This is a genomic window from Cupriavidus sp. IDO, assembly GCF_000812465.1.
Classification (GTDB): domain Bacteria; phylum Pseudomonadota; class Gammaproteobacteria; order Burkholderiales; family Burkholderiaceae; genus Cupriavidus.
Map to the genome: position 1 here is coordinate 132,954 of NZ_JWMA01000044.1, position 23,861 is coordinate 156,814.

The following is a 23,861-nucleotide window of genomic DNA, read 5'->3' on the forward strand; positions in this document are numbered from 1 at the left end:
GACACGGCATGGCAGCAGCGACAAGACCGGGCCGTGGTGCATCGATGCGGCTGGCAATCCTCATCGCCGGCACGTGGCCCGTGCTCGCGTGGGCCGTACCGTCGTTCGAACAGGTCCGCGCCGACTGGCGCAGCGCCGATGTGATCGTGACCGACCGCCATGGCGAAGCGATCGGGCGCGTACGCGACGATTTCCGTGCGCGCCGCGGCGACTGGATCGGCCTGGCTGACACTTCGCCGGCGCTGCGCACTGCCATCGTGCTGTCGGAGGACAAACGCTTCTATGCGCACAGCGGCGTCGACTGGCAGGGCGTGGCGGCGGCGGCGTGGGCCAATCTGTGGAACACGCGCACACGCGGCGCCTCGACGCTGACCATGCAGCTTGCCGGCCTGATCGACGACGATCTGCGCCGGCCCGCTTCGGCCGGGCAGGGCCGCAGCCTCGGGCAGAAGCTCGGGCAGGCGGCGGGCGCGACAGCGCTGGAGCGCAACTGGAGCAAGGACCAGATCCTCGAGGCCTACCTGAACCTGGTGCCGTTCCGCGGCGAGCTCGTGGGCCTGTCGGCGATGTCGCAGACCTTGTTCGGCAAGTATCCGAACGGGCTCGACGCGCGCGAATCGGCGGTGGCGGTTGCACTCGTGCGCGCGCCCAATGCGCGCGCGGCACAGGTGGCGCGCCGGGCCTGCGGCATCCTGCAGGAGATGCGGCTGCCGCGCGAGTGCAACGGGCTGGAAGGCTTCACGCAGCTGGCGCTGCTGCGCACGGGCAGCGTCGCGCAGCAGGTGCAGGCGTCGTCATCGCCGGTGCCGGCGCAGCTCGCCCCGCATCTGTCGCGCATTCTGGTCAGCCAGGCGCGTGCTCAGGCCGGCGCCGGTGCGGCCATTCCCGCACGTATCCAGTCAACGGTCGACGGGCGACTGCAGCGCGTGGCGGTGACTAGCCTCGACCGGCATCTGCGTGAACTGGCCGGGCGCCATGTCGAGGATGGCGCGGTGGTCGTGCTCGACAACGCCACGGGCGAAGTGCTGGCCTATGTCGGCTCTTCGGGCGCGCTGTCCGCGGCGGGGCAGGTGGATCACGCCGCGGCGCTGCGCCAGGCAGGGTCGACGCTGAAGCCCTTCCTCTATGCACAGGCGCTGGAGGAACGTCGGCTCACGGCGGCTTCGCTGCTCGATGACAGGCCGGTCAACCTGCCGGTCGGTGGCGGGCTCTACGTGCCGCAGAACTACGATCACCGCTACGCTGGCTGGGTCAGTACGCGCGCGGCGCTGGCGGCGTCGCTGAACGTACCTGCAGTGCGCACGCTGGTGATGGTGACGCCGCATCGATTCCACAAGCGGCTGGTGGCGCTCGGGCTGCCGCTGACCGAGGCCGGTGATTACTACGGCTACAGCCTCGCGCTGGGCAGCGCCGATGTGTCGCTGCTGTCGCTGACCAACGCGTATCGCGCGTTTTCCAACGGTGGCCGCTACGCGCCGGTGCGCTGGCGCGAAGGCACGGCGGCGCCGTCGATGCCGGCGGTGATGTCGCCCGGCGCCAGCTATGTGATCGGCGACATCCTGTCTGACCGGCACGCGCGTGCGCGCACCTTCGGCCTGGACAGTCCGCTCACCACGCGCTTCTGGACGGCGGTGAAGACAGGCACCAGCAAGGACATGCGCGACAACTGGTGCATCGGCTGGTCGCAGCGCTATACGGTGGGCGTGTGGGTAGGCAATGCCAGCGGCGCCAGCATGCGCGAGGTGTCGGGCGTTTCCGGCGCGGCGCCGGTGTGGCATGAGGTCATGGAGGCACTGCACCGCTCGCAGCCCAGCGTGGCCCCGGCGATGCCGGCCGGGGTGGAGCGCGTCGCCCTGAGCTTTGCCGATGACCTCGAGCCCGCACGGGAAGAGGTGTTCCTCGCCGGTACGGCCCTCACGCATGTCAGTGTTGGCGCTGCCACCGTGCGAACCGGTGCGCCCGCGATTGCGAATCCCGCGGACGGCACGATATTCGCGCTCGATCCCGACATGCCGCCCGCCGCGCAACGGGTCTGGTTCCATGCCGAGGGCGTGGCCGGCCAGACCGCGCGTGCGGTGAGCTGGCGCATGGACGGCAAGCCGCTGGGCCGCGGCGGCGAAGTGGCGTGGCTGCCGTGGCCGGGAAGGCATCAGGTCGAGCTGCTCGATGGTGCGGGCAAGGTGGTCGATCGCATCGGCATCGAAGTGCGCGGCGCGACCGTGCGTGTGCCTTCAGCTGCATCGAGGCGCTGAACCGGCCGCTGAAACGGGCGCGCGGGCCTTCAGGAAATCGACGAACACGCGCAGCTTGGGCGGCATCAGCACGCGGCCCGGGTAGTACAGGTAGAAGCCGTCGAACGGCGCTCTCCATTCATCGAGCACGGTGACAAGCTGGCCGGAATCGAGCGCAGCCTGGATGTGGATCGGGAACTCGTAGATTAGCCCCATGCCGTCCAGCGCCGCCTGGTGCAGCAGGGTCTTGTCATTGGCGATCAGCGCGGCGTGCGTGTCCACCGTGAAGGTGCGCCCGTCTTCCACGAACTCCCAGCGGTACACGCCGCCATGCGGACCGAAGCGGTACTGCAGGCAGGCATGCGCGTGCAGGTCGCGCGGATTGCGCGGCGTGCCATGGCGCGCCAGATAGTCCGGTGACGCAGCCACCACCATATGCAGGGGGCCGGTGACGGGAATCGCCACCATGTCCCGCTGCAGGGCTTCGCCCAGGCGCAGGCCGGCATCGAAGCCTTCGGCGATCAGGTCGGCGAAGCGGTCGTCGGTGACGACATCGACGGCAATGCCGGGATGGGCCGGCATGAACTCGGCCAGCAAGGGGCGCAGGACGAGGGCGCCGCCGGTGGTGGGCGTGGTCAGGCGCAGCGTGCCGGCGGGCATGTCGCGCTGCTGGCGGATGTCGTCGGTAGCCGCGCCAATCTCTGCGAGCGCGGGCTCGACACGTGCGAGCAGGGCGGCGCCGGCCTCGGTCAGGCCGACGCTGCGGGTCGTGCGCTGAAGCAGGCGCACGCCGAGCCGCGCTTCGAGCTGGCGGATCGTCTGGGACACCGCCGAGGGGCTCACCGCCAGTTCGGTGGCGGCCGCGGTAAAGCTGCCGAGCCGGGCCACGCGCGTGAACGCAGCCAGCGCAGGCAGGGAGTCGGCATCGATTGTGAAGTCTGGCTTCATGATGCATGCAGCGTAGCACGCTGTTTCCGGGGCGGTCGAGTGTCCATACTTGCCTGCATTCGCCGCCGACCAACAGGAGCTTCCAATGACCGCGAACGTCACTTCGATCCGCACCCGCCAGCTGGGCAATATCGGCCCGCAAGTCTTCCCGCTTGGCCTGGGCTGCATGGGCATGAGCGATTTCTACGGCGCGCATGACGACGCCGAGTCGATCCGCACCATCCATCACGCGCTGGACCGCGGCGTCAACCTGCTCGACACCGCCGACATCTACGGGCCGCATACCAATGAGCAGCTGGTGGGCCGTGCCATCGCCGGCCGGCGTGATCAGGTGGTGCTGGCGACCAAGTTCGGCATCGTGCGCGATCCGGCCAACCCGACCGCGCGTGGCGTGAACGGCCGGCCGGAGTATGTGCGCGCCAGTTGCGAGGCCAGCCTGAAGCGGCTGGGCGTGGACCATATCGACCTGTACTACCAGCACCGTGTGGACCCGGCCGTACCCATCGAGGAGACCGTCGGCGCGATGGCGGACCTGGTGAAGGCCGGCAAGGTGCGCTGGCTTGGGCTGTCGGAGGCAGGCGCGAAGACGCTCGAGCGCGCGCACAAGGTGCATCCGGTCACGGCACTGCAGAGCGAGTTTTCGCTGTGGACGCGCGACGCGGACGAGGACGGCATCCTGGCCACTTGCGAGCGCCTGGGCGTCGGCTTCGTGCCGTACAGCCCGCTCGGCCGCGGCTTCCTGACTGGCGCCATCCGCAGCCCCGAGGACTTTGCCGAGGGCGATTTCCGCCGTACCAACCCGCGCTTCATGGGCGAGAACTTCGCGCGCAACCTGGCACTGGTGGACAAGGTTCGCGAACTGGCGGCGGCCAAGGGCTGCACGCCGGCGCAGCTCGCGCTGGCCTGGGTGCTGGCGCGCGGGCCGCAGGTGGTGCCGATTCCCGGGACCCGCCGCGTGGGCAATCTCGACGACAACCTTGGCGCGCTTTCGGTAAAGCTGGGGGCACAGGATCTGGCCGATATCGAGGCGGTGTTTCCGGCCGGCGCAGCGGCGGGTACGCGGTATGGCGCGCAGATGATGGGCATGCTCGCGCGCTGACAAGGGGCCGCAGGACTCGTATCGCATAATGGCGCTTCGCAAACGTCTTGCCGGAGCGCCTGCATGTCCCTGGTCCCTCTCGATGCCGCCAGCACCGCGGCGCGCCTGCCCTATCCCGAACTCGCCCGCGCAATTGCGGACATGCTGGGTGAGTTGCGCGACGGCACCGCCATGGCGCCGCCGCGCATTGCCTTGCCGGTGGGAGATCCGCAAGGCGGCGAAGGCACGCTGCTGGTGATGCCCGCGCGCAACCGCAAGCTGGTGATGACCAAGAACATCACCGTGCATCCGGGCAATCCGCAGCGCGGGTTGCCGAATATCCTGGGCGAAGTGGTCATCGTGGACGCGCATACGGGCGAGCGCATTGCCATGCTGGATGGTCCCACCGTCACCGGGCGCCGCACGGCGGCCGTATCGCTGCTGGCGGCGCAATCCCTTGCGGCGCGCCCTGACGGGGAATTGTTGATCGTCGGCGCGGGCGTGCAGGCCATGACGCACCTGGAAGCATTCATCGCGGGATTGCATGTACGCAAGGTATGGCTGCATTCGCGCACCCGCGGCAAGGCCGAGGCACTGGCCGCCCACGCTCGCTCGCTCGGTGTCGAGGCCGAAGTGGCCGACGATGTGGCGGCGGTGCTGCCCGGCGTTTCGATGGTCGTCACGGTGACGTCCAGCCGCAGCCCGGTGCTGCCCGATCTCGACAGCAGGCTCTGGCGCGACGATCACTTCATTGCCGCCGTGGGCGCATTCCGTCCCGACATGTGCGAGCTGCCGCCGGCGCTGTGCCATGCGGCTGCCGATAGCGGCCGCCTGCTGGCCGACACCCTGTTTGGCATCGAGGAAGAGGCGGGCGACCTGCTGCAGGCCGGCGTCGACTGGGCGACCGTGCAGCCGTTCGAAACGGCAATCCTCCAGGCCGACGCGATTCGGGCCCGCACCGGCAGCCCGCTGGTGTTCAAGAGCGTGGGTTATGCGCTGTGGGATCTGGCCGCGTGCGTGCTGGCCAGCGAGGGCTAGTCAGAGTGGCCGCCGCCGCCTCGGTAAAACCCCTAATAACTGAGGGTCTTTGCCGGGATCGGCAAAACCGTTGCGCCGATGCTGCGGCATGGCTGTGTGATTCGATCGCAGATGCCGTTTTCTTCATGGTTAACCCTTTGTTTGGGGGCGCAACTCTACCAATTAGTGTCATGTTTGAAACAGTCCTCGTACCGCAGGCCGGATAATGCACGCCTGCAGTAACTGAATGAGGAGTATGAGGACTATGAAATCGACCTATAAGATGCTGGCGGCTGGCGCTGTCATGGCGCTGGCTGGAACTGCGCAGGCGCAATCGGCTGGCAGCAATATCATCAGCCTGGGCTGGTTCCGCGTGATGCCGAACAGCTCGGCGGATCCGCTGACCGTGGACAGCATCAACGGCCGCCCGGTGGGTCTTGTCAAGAACGGCACTGGCGCGGAAATCGAGTCGGCCGATACCCTCGGCATTGCCTTTACGCACTTTTTCACCGACAACATCTCGGGCGAATTCGTGGCAGGCATTCCGCCCAAGCACGATGTCAGGGGCGACGGCAGCTTCAGCCAGTACGGCAAGCTTGGATCGGTCAGGCAGTGGAGCCCGGCCCTGCTGGTGAAGTACCACTTCTTCGAGGCGAAGACCAAGTTCCGTCCGTATGTTGGCATCGGGGTGAACTACACCTGGTTCACCGACGAAACCATCAGCAACCAGAATTTCGTCAACCGCGAAGTGCTGCCGGGCGGCAAGATGAGCGCCAGCGCGGATAGCTCGTGGAACCCGGTGTTCAATATCGGTGCTAATTACGCTGTCACGGACAACTGGTTCGTGGGCTTGTCGGTCTCGTACCTGCCGCTGTCGGCCAAGGCGACACTCACGACGACCAACGGTCCTGTCACGATCGTCTCGCACACCAAGATCAAGATCGATCCGGTGGTGACGTTCCTGAACGTGGGCTATCGCTTCTGAGCGGGGCACATGTCAGTAGAAAAGGGCGCCGAGGCGCCCTTTTTCGTCGCTGGCCGTTCTCTCAAGCCACGGACTTTACCGGGTAGCCGGCTTCCTCGATGGCATGGCGCAGGGCCTGGGTGTCCGCGCCGCTTTCCACGCGCACAGCCTGCGTCGGCACATCCGCCGAAACCCTGGCAGCCGGATCCACCGCCTGCACCGCGCGTGTGATGGCGCCCACGCAGTGATTGCACGACATGCCTTCAACCTGGAAATTGATCATTCTTCTGCTCTCCTGAACGGGATGGACTGGCGACATGACGCCGCGACAGACGTAGTGTGAACCTTCCCATCGTGGGAAGCGCAAGCCCATTTTCACAAGGCCGGAAGATGCGCCGCAAGATGCTCCTGCATGCCAGGCTTGACCTTCCTATGATGGTAAGGTCCATGATCCAGTCATCGACACTGTGAAGAAGACGAGCCATGTCCAGTTCCACCGTAGCTACAGCGCTTCCGGCCGAGCAGGCCCCCGAATGGCAGCTGCCGATCGATGGCATGACCTGCGCGTCGTGTGTGCGCCGGGTGGAAAACGCCCTGGCAAAAGTGCCGGGCGTGCGCGAGGTGGCCGTCAACCTTGCGACCGAGCAGGCCACCCTGCGTGCCGACAACGGCGCGGTGCTGCCTGCTGCGGCCAGGGCGGTAGCCGATGCTGGCTATGAGGTGCCGCGCGAGATGGCTGAACTGGCGATTTCCGATATGACCTGCGCCTCGTGCGTGTCGCGCGTGGAGAAGGCGCTGCGCGCAGTGCCGGGCGTACTCGATGCGCAGGTGAACCTGGCCACCGAGCGCGCCAGCGTGACGATGCTGCGCGGCGCGGCCGATACCGCGGCCCTGGTGGCCGCGGTGGCGCGCGCCGGTTACGGTGCTTCTCCGGTCATGGAGGAGGCCAGCGCCGCGGCGTCGCCGGCAAGGGAAACGACATTCTGGAACGGGCCGTGGCCCGTGGCGATCTCGGCGGTGCTGTCGCTGCCGCTGGTGGCGCCGATGGTGCTGGCGTGGTTCGGCGTGCACTGGATGCTGCCGGCCTGGGTGCAGTGGCTGCTGGCAACGCCGGTGCAGTTCGTTTTCGGCTGGCGCTTCTACAAGGCCGGATGGAAGGCCGTGCGCGCCGGCGCCGGCAATATGGACCTGCTCGTCGCACTGGGCACCAGCGCGGCCTACGGGCTGTCGCTGTGGCTGATGTGGCGCACGCCGGCCGATGCCATGCCCCATCTCTATTTCGAAAGCGCGGCGGTGGTCATCACGCTGGTGAGGCTGGGCAAGTGGCTGGAGACGCGCGCCAAGCGCCAGACCGCCGATGCCATTCGTGCGCTGGCCGCACTGCGGCCCGACACCGCGCGCGTGCGCCGCGACGGTCAGGAACTGACTGTGCCGCTGGGCAGCGTGCGCGTGGGCGATGATGTGGTGGTGCGCCCCGGCGAGCGCATTCCGGTCGATGCCGAGGTGATCGAAGGCAACAGCCACGCCGATGAATCGATGCTGACCGGCGAGAGCGTGCCCGTGCCCAAGAAGCCAGGCGACCGCCTCACCGGGGGCGCCATCAACTTCGAAGGACTGCTGGTGGCCCGCACCGTGGCCGTGGGCGCCGAGACCGTGCTGGCCCGCATCATCCGCATGGTCGAGCACGCGCAGGCCGCCAAGGCACCGATCCAGCGCATGGTGGACCAGGTCAGCGCGGTGTTTGTGCCGGTGGTATTGGGCATTGCGTTGCTGACCGTGCTCGGCTGGGGGCTGTTCGCCGGAGACTGGGAAGCGGCACTGCTCAACGCGGTGGCGGTGCTGGTGATCGCCTGCCCGTGTGCGCTCGGGCTGGCAACACCCACCGCGATCATGGCCGGCACCGGTGCCGGTGCGCGCGCGGGCATCCTGATCAAGGACGCCGAGGCATTGGAAATTGCCCATCGCGTCAGCGTGGTGGCCTTCGACAAGACCGGCACGCTGACGGTCGGCAAGCCGGAAGTCGTGGCGTTGCATGCGGCCGATGCCGATGACACCGGTGGTGAGCGCCTGCTGGCGCGGCTGGCCGCCCTGCAGGCCGGCAGCGAACACCCGCTGGCGCGTGCCGTGCTGACTGCGGCGCAGGTGCGCGGCCTTGTGGTGCGGTCTGCCACAGGCGTGCAGTCGCTGCCCGGGCGTGGCATTGCCGGCGAGGTCGACGGCCACGCGCTGCAGCTTGGCAGCGATCGCCTGCGCGAGTCGCTGGGCGCCGATGCGGGTGCGCTGCAGGCGGCGGCGGATCGTCTGCGCGACGAGGGCCGCACCGTCTCGTGGCTGGTAGAAACCACGCCACCGCGCGTGGCGGGGCTGGTGGCATTCGGCGACGCCATCAAGCCGGGTGCGGTGGCAGCCATCGCCCGCTTGCGCGCCGCGGGCGTGCGCACCGTGATGCTGACCGGCGACAACCGCGGCGCAGCCGCGCGCGTGGCGCAGGCGCTCGGTCTGGATGATGTGCAGGCCGAAGTGCTGCCCGAAGACAAGGCCGCGCGCGTCCGGGCGCTGGGGCAGGACGGCGCGGTGGTGGCGATGGTGGGCGACGGCATCAACGATGCGCCGGCGCTGGCCGCGGCCGATGTCGGCATCGCCATGTCGACCGGCACCGATGTCGCCATGCATGCCGCCGGCATCACGCTGATGCGTGGCGACCCAGCGCTGGTGGCCGACGCGCTGGCGGTGTCGCACCGCACCGTGCGCAAGATCCGCCAGAACCTGTTCTGGGCGTTCTTCTACAACGTGGTCGGCATACCGCTGGCTGCGGCCGGGATGCTCAACCCGGTGGTGGCGGGGGCGGCGATGGCATTTTCGAGCGTCAGCGTGGTTGGCAACGCACTGCTGTTGCGGCGCTGGCATCCGGCTGCCGGCGCGCAGGACGCAAATAAGGAGCAGGCATGAATATCGGAGACGCGGCGCAGGCCTCGGGGGTCTCCGCCAAGATGATCCGGCACTACGAGTCCATCGGGCTGGTCGATGCGCCGCCGCGCACCGAAGGCGGCTATCGCCGCTACGACGAACGCGCGGTGCACACCTTGCGCTTCGTGCGGCGCGCTCGTAATCTCGGGTTCTCGCTCGACGAGATTCGCGATCTGCTGTCGCTGTGGCATGACCGCGGGCGCGCCAGTGCCGATGTGAAGGCTCTGACGCTGCGTCATGTGGCGGACCTGGAACAGCGCATCGCCGAGCTGGCCAATATGCGCGATACCTTGCGCCATCTGGCGCAAGCCTGCAGCGGTGATGACCGGCCCGACTGTCCGATCCTGGCGGACATGGCGCAGCCGGAAAGCGGAGACGGCTGCCACCACTGAGGGGGAACGCAGGCTGGCGAGTGGTAGCGCTGCAGAAGACGACCAACAATCAAAACCGGTGTGCGACACCGGCCGGCGGTACCACGGAGGAATGCTTGCAAATGGACGAACCCATGACGGACGGACCTGTCCACGCAGCCGGATCCGGCCAGCCGGCGGGCGTTGCCGAAGCCGCGGCGACGACAGCTGCCATCGCACCGGTGGAAAGCCGCCAGCGCATGCGTGACGGCACCGAACTGCTGTTGCGCACGTGGCTACCCGATCCCGCACAGTTTCCGGAAGCGCTTGGCTCGCTGCTGCTGGTACACGGCCTGGCCGAGCACAGCGGGCGCTACCAGCATGTGGCCGAGGTGCTGTGCGGGCTCGGCCTGCGCGTGCGCGGCTATGACCAGCGCGGCCACGGCGCCAGCGGCGGCGCGCGCATGGTGGTGGATCATCCCGATGCCTACTTGGACGACCTGGCCGAGATCTATGACGCCGCCGTGCGCAGCTGGAACGAGCTGCCATTCCTGCTCGGCCACAGCATGGGCGGGCTGATCGCCGCGCGTTTTGCCACGGCGCGCGTGCGCCCGGTGCGCGCGCTGCTGCTGTCGTCGCCGGCGCTGGCGCTGCGGCTCTCGCAGCCGATGCTTGCGATCCACCGCGTGCTGCTGTCGCTGGCGCCGCGCCTGCGCGTGCCCAATCCCATCGACGCGCGTCTGCTGTCGCACGATGCCAGCGTGGTGGCGCGCTATCGCAGCGATCCGCTGGTGCAGACCACCATCACCGCCAACGTGCTCGAAAGCTTTATTCGCGGCATGGCGCAAGCCCAGGCCGATGCACCACGGCTGGAGGCGCCGATGCTGATGCTGGTGGGCGGCGCCGACCGCATCGTCGATCCGGCCGGCAGCCGCACGTTCTTCGGCAACGCGCCCGCGGACCTGCGCGAGCAGGTGTGGTTCGACCACGGCTACCACGAGATCTTCAATGAGGCGGAGCCGCTGCGCAGCGAGGTGTTCGCTGCGCTGACGCAATGGCTGCGCGGCCATCTGGTGCCTGCTTCGGGCTAAGGCGGGTCATCCGGAGCCTGGTCTTCGAAGGAGCAGGGCCGGGCGCTCACGCTGTGCGTTCCGCGATGCATCTGACGCCGGGGCTGCTTCTCAAGAGCGGCCGTTGATCGGTTGCAGCCCGCCGATTGTCCGCGATGATTCTCTCTTTCGGAAAGAAGGGGCAAACTAGCAAACCGAACAGAGCAGAACAGAACAGAACCGACAAGGACACATGGAGACGTACGACTACATCATCGTGGGTGCCGGCTCGGCCGGCTGCGTGCTGGCCAACCGCCTGACGCAGGACGCCGACGTCAACGTGCTGCTGCTGGAAGCCGGCGGCAAGGACGACTATCACTGGATCCATATCCCGGTCGGCTACCTGTATTGCATCGGCAACCCGCGCACGGACTGGCTGTACCGCACCGTGGCCGAGGCCGGGCTGAACGGGCGCTCGCTGGGCTATCCGCGCGGCCGCGTGCTGGGCGGTTCGTCTTCGATCAACGGCATGATCTACATGCGCGGCCAGCGTGAGGATTACGACGAGTGGGCACGGCTGTCGGGCGACGACGGCTGGCGCTGGGACAATGTGCTGCCGCTGTTCAAGCGCAGCGAGGACCATTACCGCGGCCCGAGCGAATTCCACGGTGCCGGCGGCGAATGGCGGGTGGAGGCGCAGCGCCTGCGCTGGGACATCCTGGAGCGCTTTATCGATGCCGCGGAGCAGGCTGGCATTCCGCGCACGGACGACTTCAATCGCGGCGACAACTTCGGCGTGGGCTACTTCGAGGTCAACCAGCGGCGCGGCATCCGCTGGAACACGTCGAAGGCCTTTCTGCGGGGCGCGGCGCACCGGCCCAACCTGACCATCGTCACCGGCGCCCAGGTCAGTGCGCTGACGTTCGACGGACGGCGCTGCACCGGCGTGAACTATGTCGGCGGCGGACAGGCGCACATGGCGGCGGCCGCACAGGAAGTCATTCTTGCCGCGGGGGCGGTGAACACGCCGCAGCTGCTGGAGCTGTCTGGCATCGGCCAGGGCGAGCGGCTGCAGGCGCTGGGCATTCCCGTGCGGCATGCGCTGCCCGGCGTGGGCGAGAACCTGCAGGACCATCTGCAACTGCGCTCGGTGGTCAAGGTCCACGGCGTGCGCACGCTCAATACGCGCGCGGCGAGCTGGTGGGGCAAGCTCGGCATCGGGCTGGAATACGCCTTCAACCAGAGCGGGCCGATGAGCATGGCGCCTTCGCAGCTTGGCGCGTTCGCACGTTCCGATCCTTCGCAGCCGCGCCCCAATCTCGAATATCACGTGCAGCCGCTGTCGCTCGACAAGTTCGGGGATCCGCTGCATGCCTTCAACGCGTTCACCGCAAGCGTATGCAATCTGCGGCCGACGTCGCGTGGCAGCGTGCATATCGGCAGCGCGGATTTCCGCCAGGCGCCGGCGATCGCGCCCAACTACCTGTCGACCGAGGCCGACCGGCGCATAGCGGCCGATTCGCTGCGGCTTACGCGCCGCATCGTGGCATCGCCTGCGCTGGCGCCGTATCGTCCCGAGGAGTGGCTGCCGGGGCCAGGCATCGAGACGGACGAGGCGCTGGCCGAGGCGGCGGGCAATATCGGCACGACCATCTTCCACCCGGTCGGCACGTGCAGGATGGGCCGGGCCGACGATCCGGACGCCGTGGTGGATCATCGTCTGCGCGTGCTGGGCATCGACGGCCTGCGCGTGGTCGATGCCTCGGTGATGCCGCTGATCACGTCGGGCAATACCAACTCGCCCACGATCATGATCGCCGAGCGCGCCAGCGACCTGATCCGCGAGGACCGCAAGGAGCGAATCGCGGCATAAGCGAAGCTGCTCAGAAAATCAGCAATCGCGTTTTCATCGGTCAATGTCGTGGTTTTTGTCGGCTTCTTTCTCTAAATTGACATCTGGCGCGCTGACATAAACCTGACACTTGGTTCATGTGTCATAGTGCAAACCCCGATGTTTTGCCATGCAGCAGGCGCACACAATAGACGCCGTCATACGGTGCGCCAGTCTGCACATGCAGCGCCGGACGGTCATGCCTCTGCGGTAGTCGCGCCGTAATCAAACATATGAGCGACGCCACGGCGAAACAGGCCGAGTTCGAACCATTGTCAGTGCCGGGCACAAGCCGGCAGTTCAGCAAGAGGGCGGGCAGGAGACTATGAATCAGCAGGAAACCATCCTGGAAACGCGGAACCTCACGAAGGAGTTCAAGGGGTTCACGGCAGTGAGCGACGTCAACCTGCGCGTGCGGCGCGGCTCGATCCATGCGCTGATCGGCCCCAATGGCGCGGGCAAGACGACCTGCTTCAACCTGCTCACCAAGTTCCTGGAGCCGACCACCGGCACCATTCTCTTCAACGGCATCGACATCACCCGCGAACGCCCGGCGCAGATCGCCCGGCGCGGAGTCATCCGTTCGTTCCAGATCTCGGCCGTGTTCCCGCACCTGACGGTGATGGAGAACGTGCGCATCGGCCTGCAGCGCCAGCTTGGCACCGCGTACCAGTTCTGGCGCAGCGAGCGTTCGCTCGACGTGCTCAACGGCCGCGCGATGGAGCTGCTCGAGCAGGTCGGCCTGACCGAGTTTGCCGGCACGGTGACGGTGAACCTGCCGTACGGCCGCAAGCGCGCGCTCGAGATCGCCACCACCCTGGCGATGGAGCCCGAGCTGATGCTGCTCGACGAGCCCACCCAGGGCATGGGCCACGAGGACGTGGACCGCGTCACGCAACTGATCAAGAAGGTCTCCGCGGGCCGCACCATCCTGATGGTGGAACACAATATGAACGTCGTGTCGTCGATTGCCGACAAGATCACGGTGCTGCAGCGCGGTGCCATCCTGGCCGAAGGCCCATACGCCGAAGTGTCGAAGGACCCGCGCGTGATGGAGGCCTATATGGGTACCGTCGACGCCGAACTGCAAGGCGCGCACTGAGGGTCAAGACATGACGACAACCAATACGCCCGCGCTCGAAATCAACGACCTGCACGCCTGGTACGGCGAATCGCACATCCTGCATGGGGTGGACCTGACGGTGAACCGCGGCGAAGTGGTGACGCTGCTCGGCCGCAACGGCGCCGGGCGCACCACCACGCTGCGCGCAATCATGGGCCTGACCGGCGCGCGCAAGGGCTCGATCAAGGTCAACGGCCACGAGACCATCGGCCTGCCCACGCACAAGATTGCGCACTACGGCATTGGCTATTGCCCGGAAGAGCGCGCGATTTTCTCCAGCCTGTCGTGCGAAGAGAACCTGATGCTGCCGCCCGTGCTGAAGGGCGCGGACACCAGCCAGGGCATGAGCGAGGCCGAGATCTACGAGATGTTCCCGAACCTGAAGGAGCGCCGCCAGAGCCAGGGCACGCGGCTTTCCGGCGGCGAGCAGCAGATGCTGGCGGTCGGGCGCATCCTGCGCACGGGCGCGAACCTGCTGCTGCTCGACGAGATCTCGGAAGGGCTGGCGCCGGTGATCGTGCAGGCGCTGGCCCGCATGATCCTGATGCTCAAGAAGAAGGGCTACACGGTGGTGATGGTGGAGCAGAACTTCCGCTTTGCCGCGCCGCTGGCCGATCGCTTTTATGTGATGGAGCACGGCAGCATCGTCGAGCGCTTCGCCGCCAATGAGCTGGAAGCCAAGATGCCGGTGTTGCACGAGCTGCTTGGGGTCTGATCCGCACACGCGGAATGGTTTGATGTTTGGCAGGAACGGGTGGCGCGCACGCCGCCGCAACTCAGGAGACTAAGACATGAAGAAGACTCGGCTCGCGGTCGCGATGGCGGCCATTGCCATGGGTGCAGTTTCGTTCAACGCTGCCGCGCAGGTATCGGGCGACACCGTCAAGATCGGCTTTATCACCGACCTGTCCGGCCTGTATGCCGACATCGACGGTCCGGGCGGCCTGGAAGCCATCAAGATGGCGATCGAGGATGCCGGCGGCAAGGTGCTGGGCAAGCCGATCGAACTGATCTCCGCAGACCACCAGAACAAGGCCGACATCGCGGCTTCGAAGGCGCGCGAGTGGATGGACCAGCAGGGCCTGGACGTGCTGATCGGCGGCACCAACTCGGGTACCGGGCTGGCGATGAACAAGGTCGCCTCGGAGAAGAAGCGCGTCTACATCAACGTCGGTGCCGGCACGGCCCGCCTGACCAACGAAGAGTGCTCGCCGTACACAGTGCACTACGCGTATGACACGGTGGCGCTGGCCAAGGGCACCGGCAGCGCGGTGGTGAAGCAGGGCGGCAAGTCGTGGTTCTTCCTGACCGCCGACTACGCCTTCGGCCACTCGCTCGAAAACGACACTGCAGCGGTGGTGAAGGCCAACGGCGGCACGGTGGCCGGCGCGGTGCGGCACCCGCTGTCGGCGTCGGACTTCTCGTCGTTCCTGCTGCAGGCGCAGTCGTCCAAGGCGCAGATCCTGGGTCTGGCCAACGCCGGCGGCGACACCATCAACGCGATCAAGGCTGCCAAGGAATTCGGCATCACCAAGAAGATGAAGATCGCGGGCCTGCTGATGTTCATCAACGACGTGCACAGCCTGGGCCTGAAGAACACCGAAGGCCTGCTGATGACCGACAGCTGGTACTGGGACATGAACGACGACACCCGCAAGTTCGCCAACCGGTACTTCAGCAAGATGAAGAAGATGCCGAGCAGCTTGCAGGCCGCCGACTACTCGGCCGCCAGCACCTACCTGAAGGCCGTTGCCGCGGCCAAGACGGATGATCCGGACAAGGTCATGGCCGAGCTGAAGAAGATGAAGATCAACGACTTCTACACGAAGGGCTATATCCGCCAGGACGGCCGTGGCATCCACGACATGTACCTGATGGAGGTGAAGACGCCGGCCGAATCGAAGAAGCCTTGGGACTACCTGAAGGTCGTGGCGACCATTCCTGGCGAGCAGGCTTTCACGACGGTGGCCGAGTCGAAGTGTGCGCTGCTGAAGAAGTAAGAGGGCCGGCTGGCTTGGGCGGTTAGCGGGCCAGCCGGTTTGCTCCCCTGTCCCGCGTGCGGGAGAGGGGAGCTCACCACAGCGACAAGTAACCACCGCGATGGATATCTTCGGAATACCCTTGCCGGCCATGCTCTCCCAGCTGTTGCTGGGGCTGGTCAACGGCGCTTTCTATGCGATGCTGAGCCTTGGCCTGGCGGTCATCTTCGGCCTGCTCAACGTCATCAATTTCGCGCACGGTGCGCTCTTCATGCTGGGTGCGGTGCTGGCCTGGATGGGCATGGAGTACGCCGGGCTCAACTACTGGATCATGCTGGTCCTGTCGCCGCTGGTGGTTGCGGTGCTGGGCGTGGTTATCGAAAAGACCATGCTGCGCTGGATCTACAAGCTCGACCATATCTACGGCCTGCTGCTCACGCTGGGCATCACGCTGGTGGTTGAGGGGATCTTCCGCTCGATCTACGGCGTGTCGGGGCTGCCGTACTCCACGCCCGATGCGCTGCAGGGCGCGACCGACCTCGGCTTCATGATCCTGCCGAACTATCGCGCCTGGGTAGTGGTGGCCTCGCTGGCGGTCTGCTTTGCCACCTGGTACGTGATCGAGAAGACCAAGCTGGGCGCATACCTGCGCGCCGGCACCGAAAACCCCAAGATGGTCGAGGCCTTCGGCGTGAACGTGCCGCTCATGGTGACGCTGACCTACGGCTTCGGCGTCGCGCTGGCGGCGTTTGCCGGCGTGCTGGCCGCGCCGGTGATCCAGATCTCGCCGCTGATGGGGCAGAACCTGATCATCATCGTGTTCGCGGTGGTGGTGATCGGCGGCATGGGTTCGATCATGGGTTCGATCCTGACCGGCCTGGGGCTGGGCGTGATCGAAGGGCTGACCAAGGTGTTCTATCCTGAAGCATCGTCGACCGTGGTGTTCTTCATCATGGTGATCGTGCTGCTGCTGCGTCCGGCCGGCCTGTTCGGGAGGGAGAAGTGATGAGCGCACCATCGACACCATCCACGGTGGCAATCAAGCCGGATCAGGCGAAAGAGAGGCGGGGCGTGCAGAAGAAGCTGTTGTACGGGTTACTGCTGGCGGCGCTGATCGTGGCGCCGCTGGTGGGCGCCTATCCGGTGTTCGTGCTCAAGGTGCTGTGCTTCGCGCTGTTCGCCTGTGCCTTCAACCTGCTGATCGGCTATACCGGGCTGCTCTCGTTCGGGCATGCCGCGTTCTTCGGCGGCGCCGGCTACGCGGCTGGCCAGGCGATGAAGGTGTTGGGCGTGACGCCGGAAATTGGATTGATCCTCGGTACCGCTACGGGCGCTCTGATCGGGTACGTGGTCGGAGCGCTGGCGATCCGCCGCCAGGGCATCTACTTTTCGATGATCACGCTGGCGCTGGCGCAGATGCTGTTCTTCATCTGCCTGCAGGTGCCGTTCACCGGCGGCGAGGACGGCCTGCAGGGGATCCCGCGCGGCAAGCTGTTCGGCCTGATTTCGCTGTCGAACGACATGACGCTGTACTACGTGGCGCTGGCCATCATCGTCGCGGCCTTCGCGCTGATCGTGCGTACCGTGCATTCGCCGTTCGGCCAGATCCTCAAGGCGATCAAGGAGAACGAGCCGCGCACCATCTCGCTGGGCTATGACGTGGACCGCTTCAAGCTGATGGCCTTCGTGCTGTCGGCCGCGCTGTCCGGGCTGGCCGGTTCGATCAAGGCACTGGTGCTGGGCTTCGAGACGCTGACCGACGTGCACTGGTCGATGTCGGGCTCGGTGATCCTGATGACGCTGGTCGGCGGCCTGGGTACGCTGTCTGGTCCGATTGTCGGTGCCTTCGTGGTGGTGGCGCTGGAGAACAAGCTGGGCGACATCGGTTCGTTCCTGGCCTCGGTCACCGGCATCGGCTGGTTCAATGTACTGGGCGAATCGGTGACAATGGTGACCGGCGCGATCTTCGTGATCTGCGTGCTGACCTTCCGTCGCGGCATCATGGGTGAACTGCAGGCGCTGTTCAGCCGCAAGTCGGAGTGAAGGCTGGTCGACATGCCCGATTTTGGGGCTAGGGTTTCTTCTAGCTTGTCCCTGACGCACCGCTTCGTTACATTCCATATACGGTTTTCGCAGGATTAATGGAGGCGGAAGCGAGGAGACGACAGGCGCGCACCCGGTGTCGGGTAGCAGCGTTATAAAATAAAGGGCGTTGCCGGGTGATCCTCGGCAACGCTTTTTTCATTGGTGCTTCCGCCGCTCCGGGTTCCGGTTCCATCGCAATTTGCACCAGCTTCGGGCGGCGATGCCCGAACGGCATAAGCCTCGCCCCCGCCGCATGAGACAATGCGGGCTCGCTTTCCTGGCCCGTCATGCCGTCCGCTCCCCACTTTCCCGATCATCCCGTCCCGCCTGCCGAGGCGACTTCGTCATTTCCGCAGTATCAGGTACGGCTTGGGGTGGACTCGGATGGCCCTCAGCTTGAACGCTGGCTCCAGGCCATCCAGCCGATGTCCGTCCCCGCTGCCCGGGCACGGCGCCTGATGCTGGGCGATTTCCTAGCGCAATCCGGGCGCGGCTTGTGCCTACTGGCCGAATCTCAAAGTGATCTTCTCGCTTGTCTGCCAGTGACGCTTGCGCCGAGCCTGTCCTTCGGCGGGCTGGTGGCTCATGCCAGTGAATGGTGGATGTCAGCCGGGCAGCCCGCAGAAGCGGGTCGTGCCTGCCTGGCATCGTGCTGCGACGCGCTGGCAGACTGGGGCCGCGCGCATGGCATCCGCCATGTCCTGCTGGCGCCCGGCCTGATTGCCGGCACACCGCCTCCCGGCTTCGTCCTGCACGGCAACGGCATGTGGCAACTCAACCTCTCGCCTGCGGCAAAAAAGCTCGGCTGACGAGGGCCTTGGCCACGGTGGCTTCTTTTCCGTTTCTCCCTTCCTTTTCTTTCCTGCAATCATGGAGTTCGCATTCCTTGCGGTAGCCGCTTTCCTTGCCGGCCTGATCGACGCAGTCGCCGGTGGTGGCGGCCTGGTACAGATCCCGGCGCTGTTTTCTGCCTTCCCCGGCATGTCGCCGGCCACGCTGCTCGGCACCAACAAGGTGGGATCGATCGCCGGTACCGCCAACGCCGCGCTGCGCTACGGCCGCAGCGTGCGCATTTACTGGGGCGCGACGGCGCCGGCAGTGATCGCGGCATTCATCTTTTCCATGGCCGGCGCGTGGGCGCTCACGATGATCCCGGCCGAGCCACTGCGCAAGGCGCTGCCATTCGTGCTGGTGGCGCTGCTGGCCTATACGGTGGCGAAGAAAGACCTGGGCGCGCAGCATGCGCCTGCGCTCAAGGGCGGGCGCGAGCGCGCGGCGGCGCTGCTGGCCGGCGCCGCCCTTGGCTTCTATGACGGCGTGTTCGGACCGGGGACTGGCAGCTTCCTGATGATTGTGTTCGTGCGGGTGTTCGGCTACGACTTCCTGCATGCTGCGGCCTCGACCAAGCTGGTGAACCTGGCCACCAACCTGGCGGCCTTGCTGCTACTGGCGAGCAAGGGTCATATCTGGTGGCAGCTCGGGCTGGTCATGGCGGTGGCCAACGTGGCCGGCAGCCAGGTTGGCAGCCGGCTGGCGCTGCGGCACGGCAGCGCCTTCGTGCGCAAGGTCTTTATCGTGGTGGTCAGCGCGCTGATCCTGAAGACGGCCTGGGATGCGTTCCTGCGGTGAGTGAGGGCCCTGGCGATGCGGGTTATTCCTCCTTTTCGCGCCAGATCGCTGTGTTAGACTCGATTCGCATTCCCGACCGCACGGTCGGTAAATGACGAAGCGCTTCCGGGGGAGTGGGCGCGGACGGGAAAATGGGGAATGATCCTGATCGTTCCTGGTAGTACGCAGGTGCCAGCGATGCGCCTGCGGATGACCCGAGGGGTCGGCAAGAAAAAAAGAGGCATCCGGCGGCGGAGGCCGCGCGGATGCCTTTTCCGTTTGCAGGAACCGAAGGAGACAAGATGAATTTCAAGCGCGCCAGCCTGCTGGCCATCGCTGCATCGAGCCTGTTTGCGGGCGCCGCCAGCGCCCAGGTCAAGGTCGGGGTCACGGTGTCGGCCACGGGCCCGGCGGCATCGCTGGGCATTCCGGAGAAGAACACGGTTTCGCTGATGCCCAAGGAAATCGCGGGCAAGAAGATCGAATATATCGTCCTCGACGATGCCTCCGACACCACCACCGCCGTCAAGAACACCCGCAAGATGATCAGCGAGGACAAGGTCGATGTCGTGGTGGGCTCCACCGTGACGCCGAACTCGCTGGCGATGGTCGATATCGTGGCCGAGAACGAGACGCCGATGATTACGATGGCCGCCTCGGCCCGCATCATCGAGCCGATGGATGCCAAGCGCGCCTGGGTCTTCAAGACGCCGCAGAACGACTCGCACATGGCAACCGCCATTGCCGAGCACATGACCAACCACAACGTGAAGACGGTGGCGTTCATCGGCTTTGCGGATGCCTACGGCGACAGCTGGGCGCAGGAGTTCGCCAAGGTGGCGGAGCTGCGCAAGATCAAGGTGGTGGCCAATGAGCGCTTTGCGCGCACCGACACTTCGGTGACCGGCCAGGTCCTGAAGATGATGGGCAGCAACGCCGACGCGGTGCTGATCGCAGGTTCGGGTACGCCCGCGGCGCTGCCGGCGAAGGCGCTCAAGGAGCGTGGCTACAAGGGCAAGATCTACCAGACGCACGGCGTGGCCAACCCCGATTTCCTGCGCGTGTGCGGCAAGGATTGCGAAGGCACCTTCCTGCCTGCCGGCCCGCTGCTGGTGGCCGAGCAACTGCCGGACACCAACCCGGTGAAGAAGCCGGCACTGGCCTACAAGACGGCGTATGAGAAGGCCTTCGGCGGTCAGGTCTCGACCTTCGGCGGCCACGCCTGGGATGCGGGCCTGATCCTGCAGAACGCCATTCCGGAGGCGCTGAAGAAGGGCCAGCCCGGCACCAAGGAATTCCGCAAGGCGTTACGCGATGCGATGGAGCAGACCAGGAACCTGCCGGTCTCGCACGGCATCATGAACATGAGTGCGACCGACCACCTGGGCTTCGACCAGCGCTCACGCGTGATGGTCGAGATCGTCGACGGCAAGTGGAAGCTGCAGAAGTAGGCAGCCGGTTCTTGCTGGACGCGTAGTACAGGAAGGCGCATGGTCAGCCATGCGCCTTTTTTCTCTCATATCGGTCGGATTCCCTCTTCCCCACCGCAATACCTAGGGTTGCCCTGTATTTCCGCAATAGGCAACCCGTTTACTATTTCGTAATCCCATAGCGCTGCGCGCCCTGTCCGCCCCTCCGATGCAGGCAGGAAATTCATAACCCGGGGAGACAATGGACCTCTCGATTGCCGCCATCCTGGCGCAGGACGGGATCACCTCCGGCGCGATCTACGCGCTGCTGGCACTGGCACTTGTGCTGGTGTTCTCGGTGACCCGCGTCATTTTCATTCCGCAAGGGGAGTTCGTCGCCTATGGCGCGCTCACGCTGGCGGCCATGCAATCGGGCCACGCGCCGCAGACCAGCTGGCTGTTGCTGGCGATGGGCGTGCTGACGTTCCTCTATGAACTGGCGACGGTACTGCGCAGCGCCGAGCTGCGGCGCACGTTCGGCCGAAGGGTGGGCGTGCTGGCTGGCAAGTACCTGGCGTTTCCGATCGTGGTCCATCTGGTGGCGCAGCAGTTCGGCGCACAGCCGATGCCGATGCTTGCGCAGATCGCGCTCACGCTGCTGATCATCATTCCGCTCGGGCCGATGCTGTATCGGCTGGCCTACCAGCCGCTGGCCGAAGCGAGTACGCTGGTGCTGCTGATCGTCTCGGTCGGTGTGCATTTCGCGCTGGTGGGACTGGGGCTGGTGATGTTCGGCGCGGAGGGCTCGCGTACCACGGCGTTCTCGGAAGCGCGTTTCGAGGTGGGCAGCCTGACGGTGTCTGGGCAGAGCCTGTGGGTGGTGGGTGTGTCGGCGCTGCTGATCGGTGCACTGTACTTCTATTTCGAGCGCACGCTGCAGGGCAAGGCGTTGCGCGCCACGGCTGTGAACCGGCTGGGTGCCCGCCTGGTCGGCATCGGCACCACGCAGGCAGGCCGCCTGTCATTCACGCTGGCCGCGGCGATGGGCGCGCTGTGCGGCATCCTCATCGCGCCGCTGACGACCGTGTACTACGAGTCGGGCTTCCTGGTTGGCCTCAAGGGCTTCGTCGGCGCCATCGTCGGCGGACTGGTGAGCTATCCGATTGCAGCGCTCGGTGCGATCCTGGTGGGCCTGCTTGAATCCTATTCGTCCTTCTGGGCCAGCGCGTTCAAGGAGGTCATCGTCTTCACCCTGATCATCCCGGTGCTGCTGTGGCGCTCGCTGACGAGCAAGCATGTCGAGGAGGAGGAATAAGCCATGACGATGCTTACCGACAAGCAGGCGGCGGTTGCCGACGAGCACGCCGGCAACCGTGCGAAGCTCAACCGCAACCGTGTGCTGACGCTGTTGTTCATGGTGGTGATGGCGCTGTTGCCGGTTCTGCCGACACCGGAGTTCTGGATCACGCTGGGCAACTACATCGGCTTGTACAGCATCGTGGCGATCGGGCTGGTGCTGCTGACCGGCGTGGGCGGCATGACGTCGTTCGGGCAGGCCGCTTTCGTGGGGCTGGGCGCGTACAGTACCGCGTACCTCACCACGCAGTTCGGACTGTCGCCATGGTTTGGCCTGCTGGTAGGGCTGGTGATCACGATGGCTTCGGCGTATGTGATCGGCCTGATCACGATGCGGATGTCAGGCCACTACCTGCCGCTGGCAACCATCGCATGGGGCCTGTCGCTGTTCTTCCTGTTCGGCAATCTCGAGTTCCTCGGCAAATACGATGGCCTCAACGGCATTCCGGTGCTGTCGCTGCTCGGCGTGGAACTGCAGTCGGGCCGCTCGATGTTCTACCTGATCTGGGCGGTGGTGCTGCTGTCCGTGCTGGCGATGCAGAACCTGCTGAACTCGCGTCCGGGGCGCGCCATCCGCGCGCTCAAGGGCGGCGGCGTGATGGCCGAGGCGATGGGTGTGAACACGGCATGGATGAAGGTGGTGATCTTCGTTGTCGCGGCGATGTTGGCATGCGTGTCGGGCTTTCTCTATGCGCATCTGCAGCGCGCGGTGAACCCGACACCGTTCGGCCTGAACTACGGCATCGAATACCTCTTCATGGCAGTGGTCGGCGGGGTTGGCCACGTGTGGGGTGCGGTGCTGGGCGCCGGCATACTGACCATCCTGAAGGACGTGCTGCAAGGGCTGCTGCCCAGGCTGCTCGGCGCCAACGGCAACTTCGAGATCATCGTATTCGGCGTGCTGCTGGTGCTGCTGCTGCAATACGCGCGCGATGGCATCTGGCCGTTCTGCAAAAAGCTGTTCCCGTCGGGGCCGCCGGTGATCGCGCCTGCGCACGCCGATGCGCTGCCGGTGCGGCAGAAACCCGAAGCCGGCGAGCTGATCCTCGACGTGCGTGCGGCGCGCAAGCAGTTCGGCGGACTGGTGGCGGTCAACGACGTCAGCTTCCAGGTGCGCGCGGGCGAGATTATCGGCCTGATCGGACCGAACGGCGCGGGCAAGTCGACCACCTTCAACCTCGTCACGGGCGTGCTGCCGGTCACGCGCGGTGAGGTGCGCTATCGCGGCGAGGTGATCTCGGGGCTGCCGTCGCGCGAGATCGTCAAGCGCGGCATCGGTCGCACCTTCCAGCACGTGCATCTGCTGCCGACCATGACGGTGCTGGAAAACGTGGCGATCGGCGCCCACCTGCGCGGAGACTTCCGGGCGCAGGGCGGTGTTTCGGCTGCGATCCTGCGCATGAACAAGGCCGAGGAAGAGAAGCTGCTGTTCGAGGCAAAACGCCAGCTTGAGCGCGTGGGCCTGGCCGACTGCATGTATATGGAAGCGGGCAGCCTGGCGCTGGGCCAGCAACGCATCCTGGAAATCGCGCGCGCGCTGTGCTGCGATCCGGCGCTGCTGCTGCTCGACGAACCTGCGGCGGGCCTGCGCTACAAGGAAAAGCAGGCGCTCGCCGAACTGCTGCGCAAGCTCAAGGGCGAAGGCATGAGCGTGCTGCTGGTCGAGCACGACATGGACTTTGTGATGAACCTGACCGATCGCCTGGTGGTGATGGAATTTGGTACGCGCATCGCCGAGGGCGTGCCGGAGGACGTGCAGAAGAACCCCGCGGTGCTGGAAGCGTACCTGGGCGGCGTGGAGTAAGG

General features: G+C 66.0%; 20 protein-coding genes. 18 read left to right on the forward strand and 2 right to left on the reverse strand.

Features of this window, described 5'->3' with window-relative positions; genetic code table 11:
• Positions 1-44: 44 nt before the first annotated feature.
• Positions 45-2,252, forward strand: a complete 2,208-nt coding sequence (gene pbpC / locus RM96_RS15015) for a penicillin-binding protein 1C (RefSeq protein WP_039011643.1) — start codon at positions 45-47, stop codon at positions 2,250-2,252.
• On the opposite strand, the gene RM96_RS15020 is transcribed toward pbpC, so the two are convergent.
• Positions 2,232-3,179, reverse strand: coding sequence for a LysR family transcriptional regulator (locus tag RM96_RS15020; protein ID WP_039011645.1), 948 nt, complete (start codon positions 3,177-3,179; stop codon positions 2,232-2,234). The genes pbpC and RM96_RS15020 overlap by 21 nt on opposite strands.
• Positions 3,180-3,264: 85 nt before the next feature.
• Between RM96_RS15020 and RM96_RS15025 the strand changes: the two genes are divergently transcribed.
• The 3 genes from RM96_RS15025 (at position 3,265) to RM96_RS15035 (ending at position 6,259) form a co-directional block, all read left to right on the forward strand.
• Positions 3,265-4,278 carry an aldo/keto reductase gene (locus RM96_RS15025; protein ID WP_082016556.1) on the forward strand — a complete coding sequence of 338 codons (1,014 nt, stop codon included), beginning with the start codon at positions 3,265-3,267 and terminating at the stop codon, positions 4,276-4,278.
• Positions 4,279-4,341: 63 nt separating this feature from the next.
• Entirely contained in the window at positions 4,342-5,295 is a 954-nt protein-coding gene (locus RM96_RS15030; RefSeq protein WP_039011646.1) for a delta(1)-pyrroline-2-carboxylate reductase family protein, read from the forward strand.
• 244 nt (positions 5,296-5,539) lie between these two features.
• Positions 5,540-6,259 carry an OmpW/AlkL family protein gene (locus tag RM96_RS15035; protein ID WP_039011648.1) on the forward strand — a complete coding sequence of 240 codons (720 nt, stop codon included), beginning with the start codon at positions 5,540-5,542 and terminating at the stop codon, positions 6,257-6,259.
• 61 nt (positions 6,260-6,320) lie between these two features.
• Here RM96_RS15035 and RM96_RS15040 read toward each other — a convergent pair whose 3' ends face one another.
• The gene (locus RM96_RS15040) at positions 6,321-6,521 is read right to left on the reverse strand and encodes a heavy-metal-associated domain-containing protein (RefSeq protein WP_039011649.1); all 201 of its coding nucleotides are present in this window, start codon (positions 6,519-6,521) and stop codon (positions 6,321-6,323) included.
• Between the two features lie 200 nt (positions 6,522-6,721).
• Here RM96_RS15040 and RM96_RS15045 point away from each other — a divergent pair, with 200 nt between their 5' ends.
• The 14 genes from RM96_RS15045 to RM96_RS15110 all read left to right on the forward strand — a co-directional run bounded on the left by RM96_RS15045 (position 6,722) and on the right by RM96_RS15110 (position 23,859).
• On the forward strand, positions 6,722-9,187 hold the full coding sequence (locus RM96_RS15045; RefSeq protein ID WP_039011651.1) for a heavy metal translocating P-type ATPase: 2,466 nt from the start codon (positions 6,722-6,724) through the stop codon (positions 9,185-9,187).
• Positions 9,184-9,597: a Cu(I)-responsive transcriptional regulator gene (cueR, locus tag RM96_RS15050; protein ID WP_039011655.1), complete on the forward strand. Its 414-nt coding sequence runs from the start codon at positions 9,184-9,186 to the stop codon at positions 9,595-9,597. Before RM96_RS15045 ends, cueR begins: the two co-directional genes overlap by 4 nt.
• Positions 9,598-9,698: 101 nt before the next feature.
• Positions 9,699-10,646 carry an alpha/beta hydrolase gene (locus tag RM96_RS15055; protein WP_039011657.1) on the forward strand — a complete coding sequence of 316 codons (948 nt, stop codon included), beginning with the start codon at positions 9,699-9,701 and terminating at the stop codon, positions 10,644-10,646.
• 211 nt (positions 10,647-10,857) lie between these two features.
• On the forward strand, positions 10,858-12,477 hold the full coding sequence (locus RM96_RS15060; RefSeq protein WP_039011663.1) for a GMC family oxidoreductase: 1,620 nt from the start codon (positions 10,858-10,860) through the stop codon (positions 12,475-12,477).
• A gap of 343 nt (positions 12,478-12,820) precedes the next feature.
• Positions 12,821-13,597, forward strand: a complete 777-nt coding sequence (locus RM96_RS15065) for an ABC transporter ATP-binding protein (protein WP_039011665.1) — start codon at positions 12,821-12,823, stop codon at positions 13,595-13,597.
• A gap of 10 nt (positions 13,598-13,607) precedes the next feature.
• Positions 13,608-14,333 carry an ABC transporter ATP-binding protein gene (locus tag RM96_RS15070; protein WP_039011667.1) on the forward strand — a complete coding sequence of 242 codons (726 nt, stop codon included), beginning with the start codon at positions 13,608-13,610 and terminating at the stop codon, positions 14,331-14,333.
• Between the two features lie 76 nt (positions 14,334-14,409).
• The gene (locus RM96_RS15075) at positions 14,410-15,618 is read left to right on the forward strand and encodes an ABC transporter substrate-binding protein (protein WP_039011668.1); all 1,209 of its coding nucleotides are present in this window, start codon (positions 14,410-14,412) and stop codon (positions 15,616-15,618) included.
• A 100-nt stretch (positions 15,619-15,718) separates the two neighbouring features.
• A complete protein-coding gene (locus tag RM96_RS15080) occupies positions 15,719-16,603 on the forward strand; it encodes a branched-chain amino acid ABC transporter permease (RefSeq protein WP_039011669.1) in 885 nt (294 codons plus the stop codon).
• The gene (locus RM96_RS15085) at positions 16,603-17,640 is read left to right on the forward strand and encodes a branched-chain amino acid ABC transporter permease (protein ID WP_039011670.1); all 1,038 of its coding nucleotides are present in this window, start codon (positions 16,603-16,605) and stop codon (positions 17,638-17,640) included. Before RM96_RS15080 ends, RM96_RS15085 begins: the two co-directional genes overlap by 1 nt.
• A gap of 467 nt (positions 17,641-18,107) precedes the next feature.
• Positions 18,108-18,491 (forward strand): hypothetical protein, encoded by a 384-nt coding sequence (locus RM96_RS15090; protein WP_238587281.1) that lies wholly within the window; start codon positions 18,108-18,110, stop codon positions 18,489-18,491.
• 61 nt (positions 18,492-18,552) lie between these two features.
• Positions 18,553-19,311 (forward strand): sulfite exporter TauE/SafE family protein, encoded by a 759-nt coding sequence (locus RM96_RS15095; RefSeq protein ID WP_039011673.1) that lies wholly within the window; start codon positions 18,553-18,555, stop codon positions 19,309-19,311.
• 281 nt (positions 19,312-19,592) lie between these two features.
• On the forward strand, positions 19,593-20,741 hold the full coding sequence (locus tag RM96_RS15100) for an ABC transporter substrate-binding protein (RefSeq protein ID WP_039011675.1): 1,149 nt from the start codon (positions 19,593-19,595) through the stop codon (positions 20,739-20,741).
• Between the two features lie 220 nt (positions 20,742-20,961).
• Positions 20,962-22,014 carry a branched-chain amino acid ABC transporter permease gene (locus RM96_RS15105; RefSeq protein ID WP_039011676.1) on the forward strand — a complete coding sequence of 351 codons (1,053 nt, stop codon included), beginning with the start codon at positions 20,962-20,964 and terminating at the stop codon, positions 22,012-22,014.
• A 3-nt stretch (positions 22,015-22,017) separates the two neighbouring features.
• Positions 22,018-23,859 (forward strand): branched-chain amino acid ABC transporter ATP-binding protein/permease, encoded by a 1,842-nt coding sequence (locus RM96_RS15110; RefSeq protein WP_052279520.1) that lies wholly within the window; start codon positions 22,018-22,020, stop codon positions 23,857-23,859.
• Positions 23,860-23,861 lie beyond the last annotated feature (2 nt).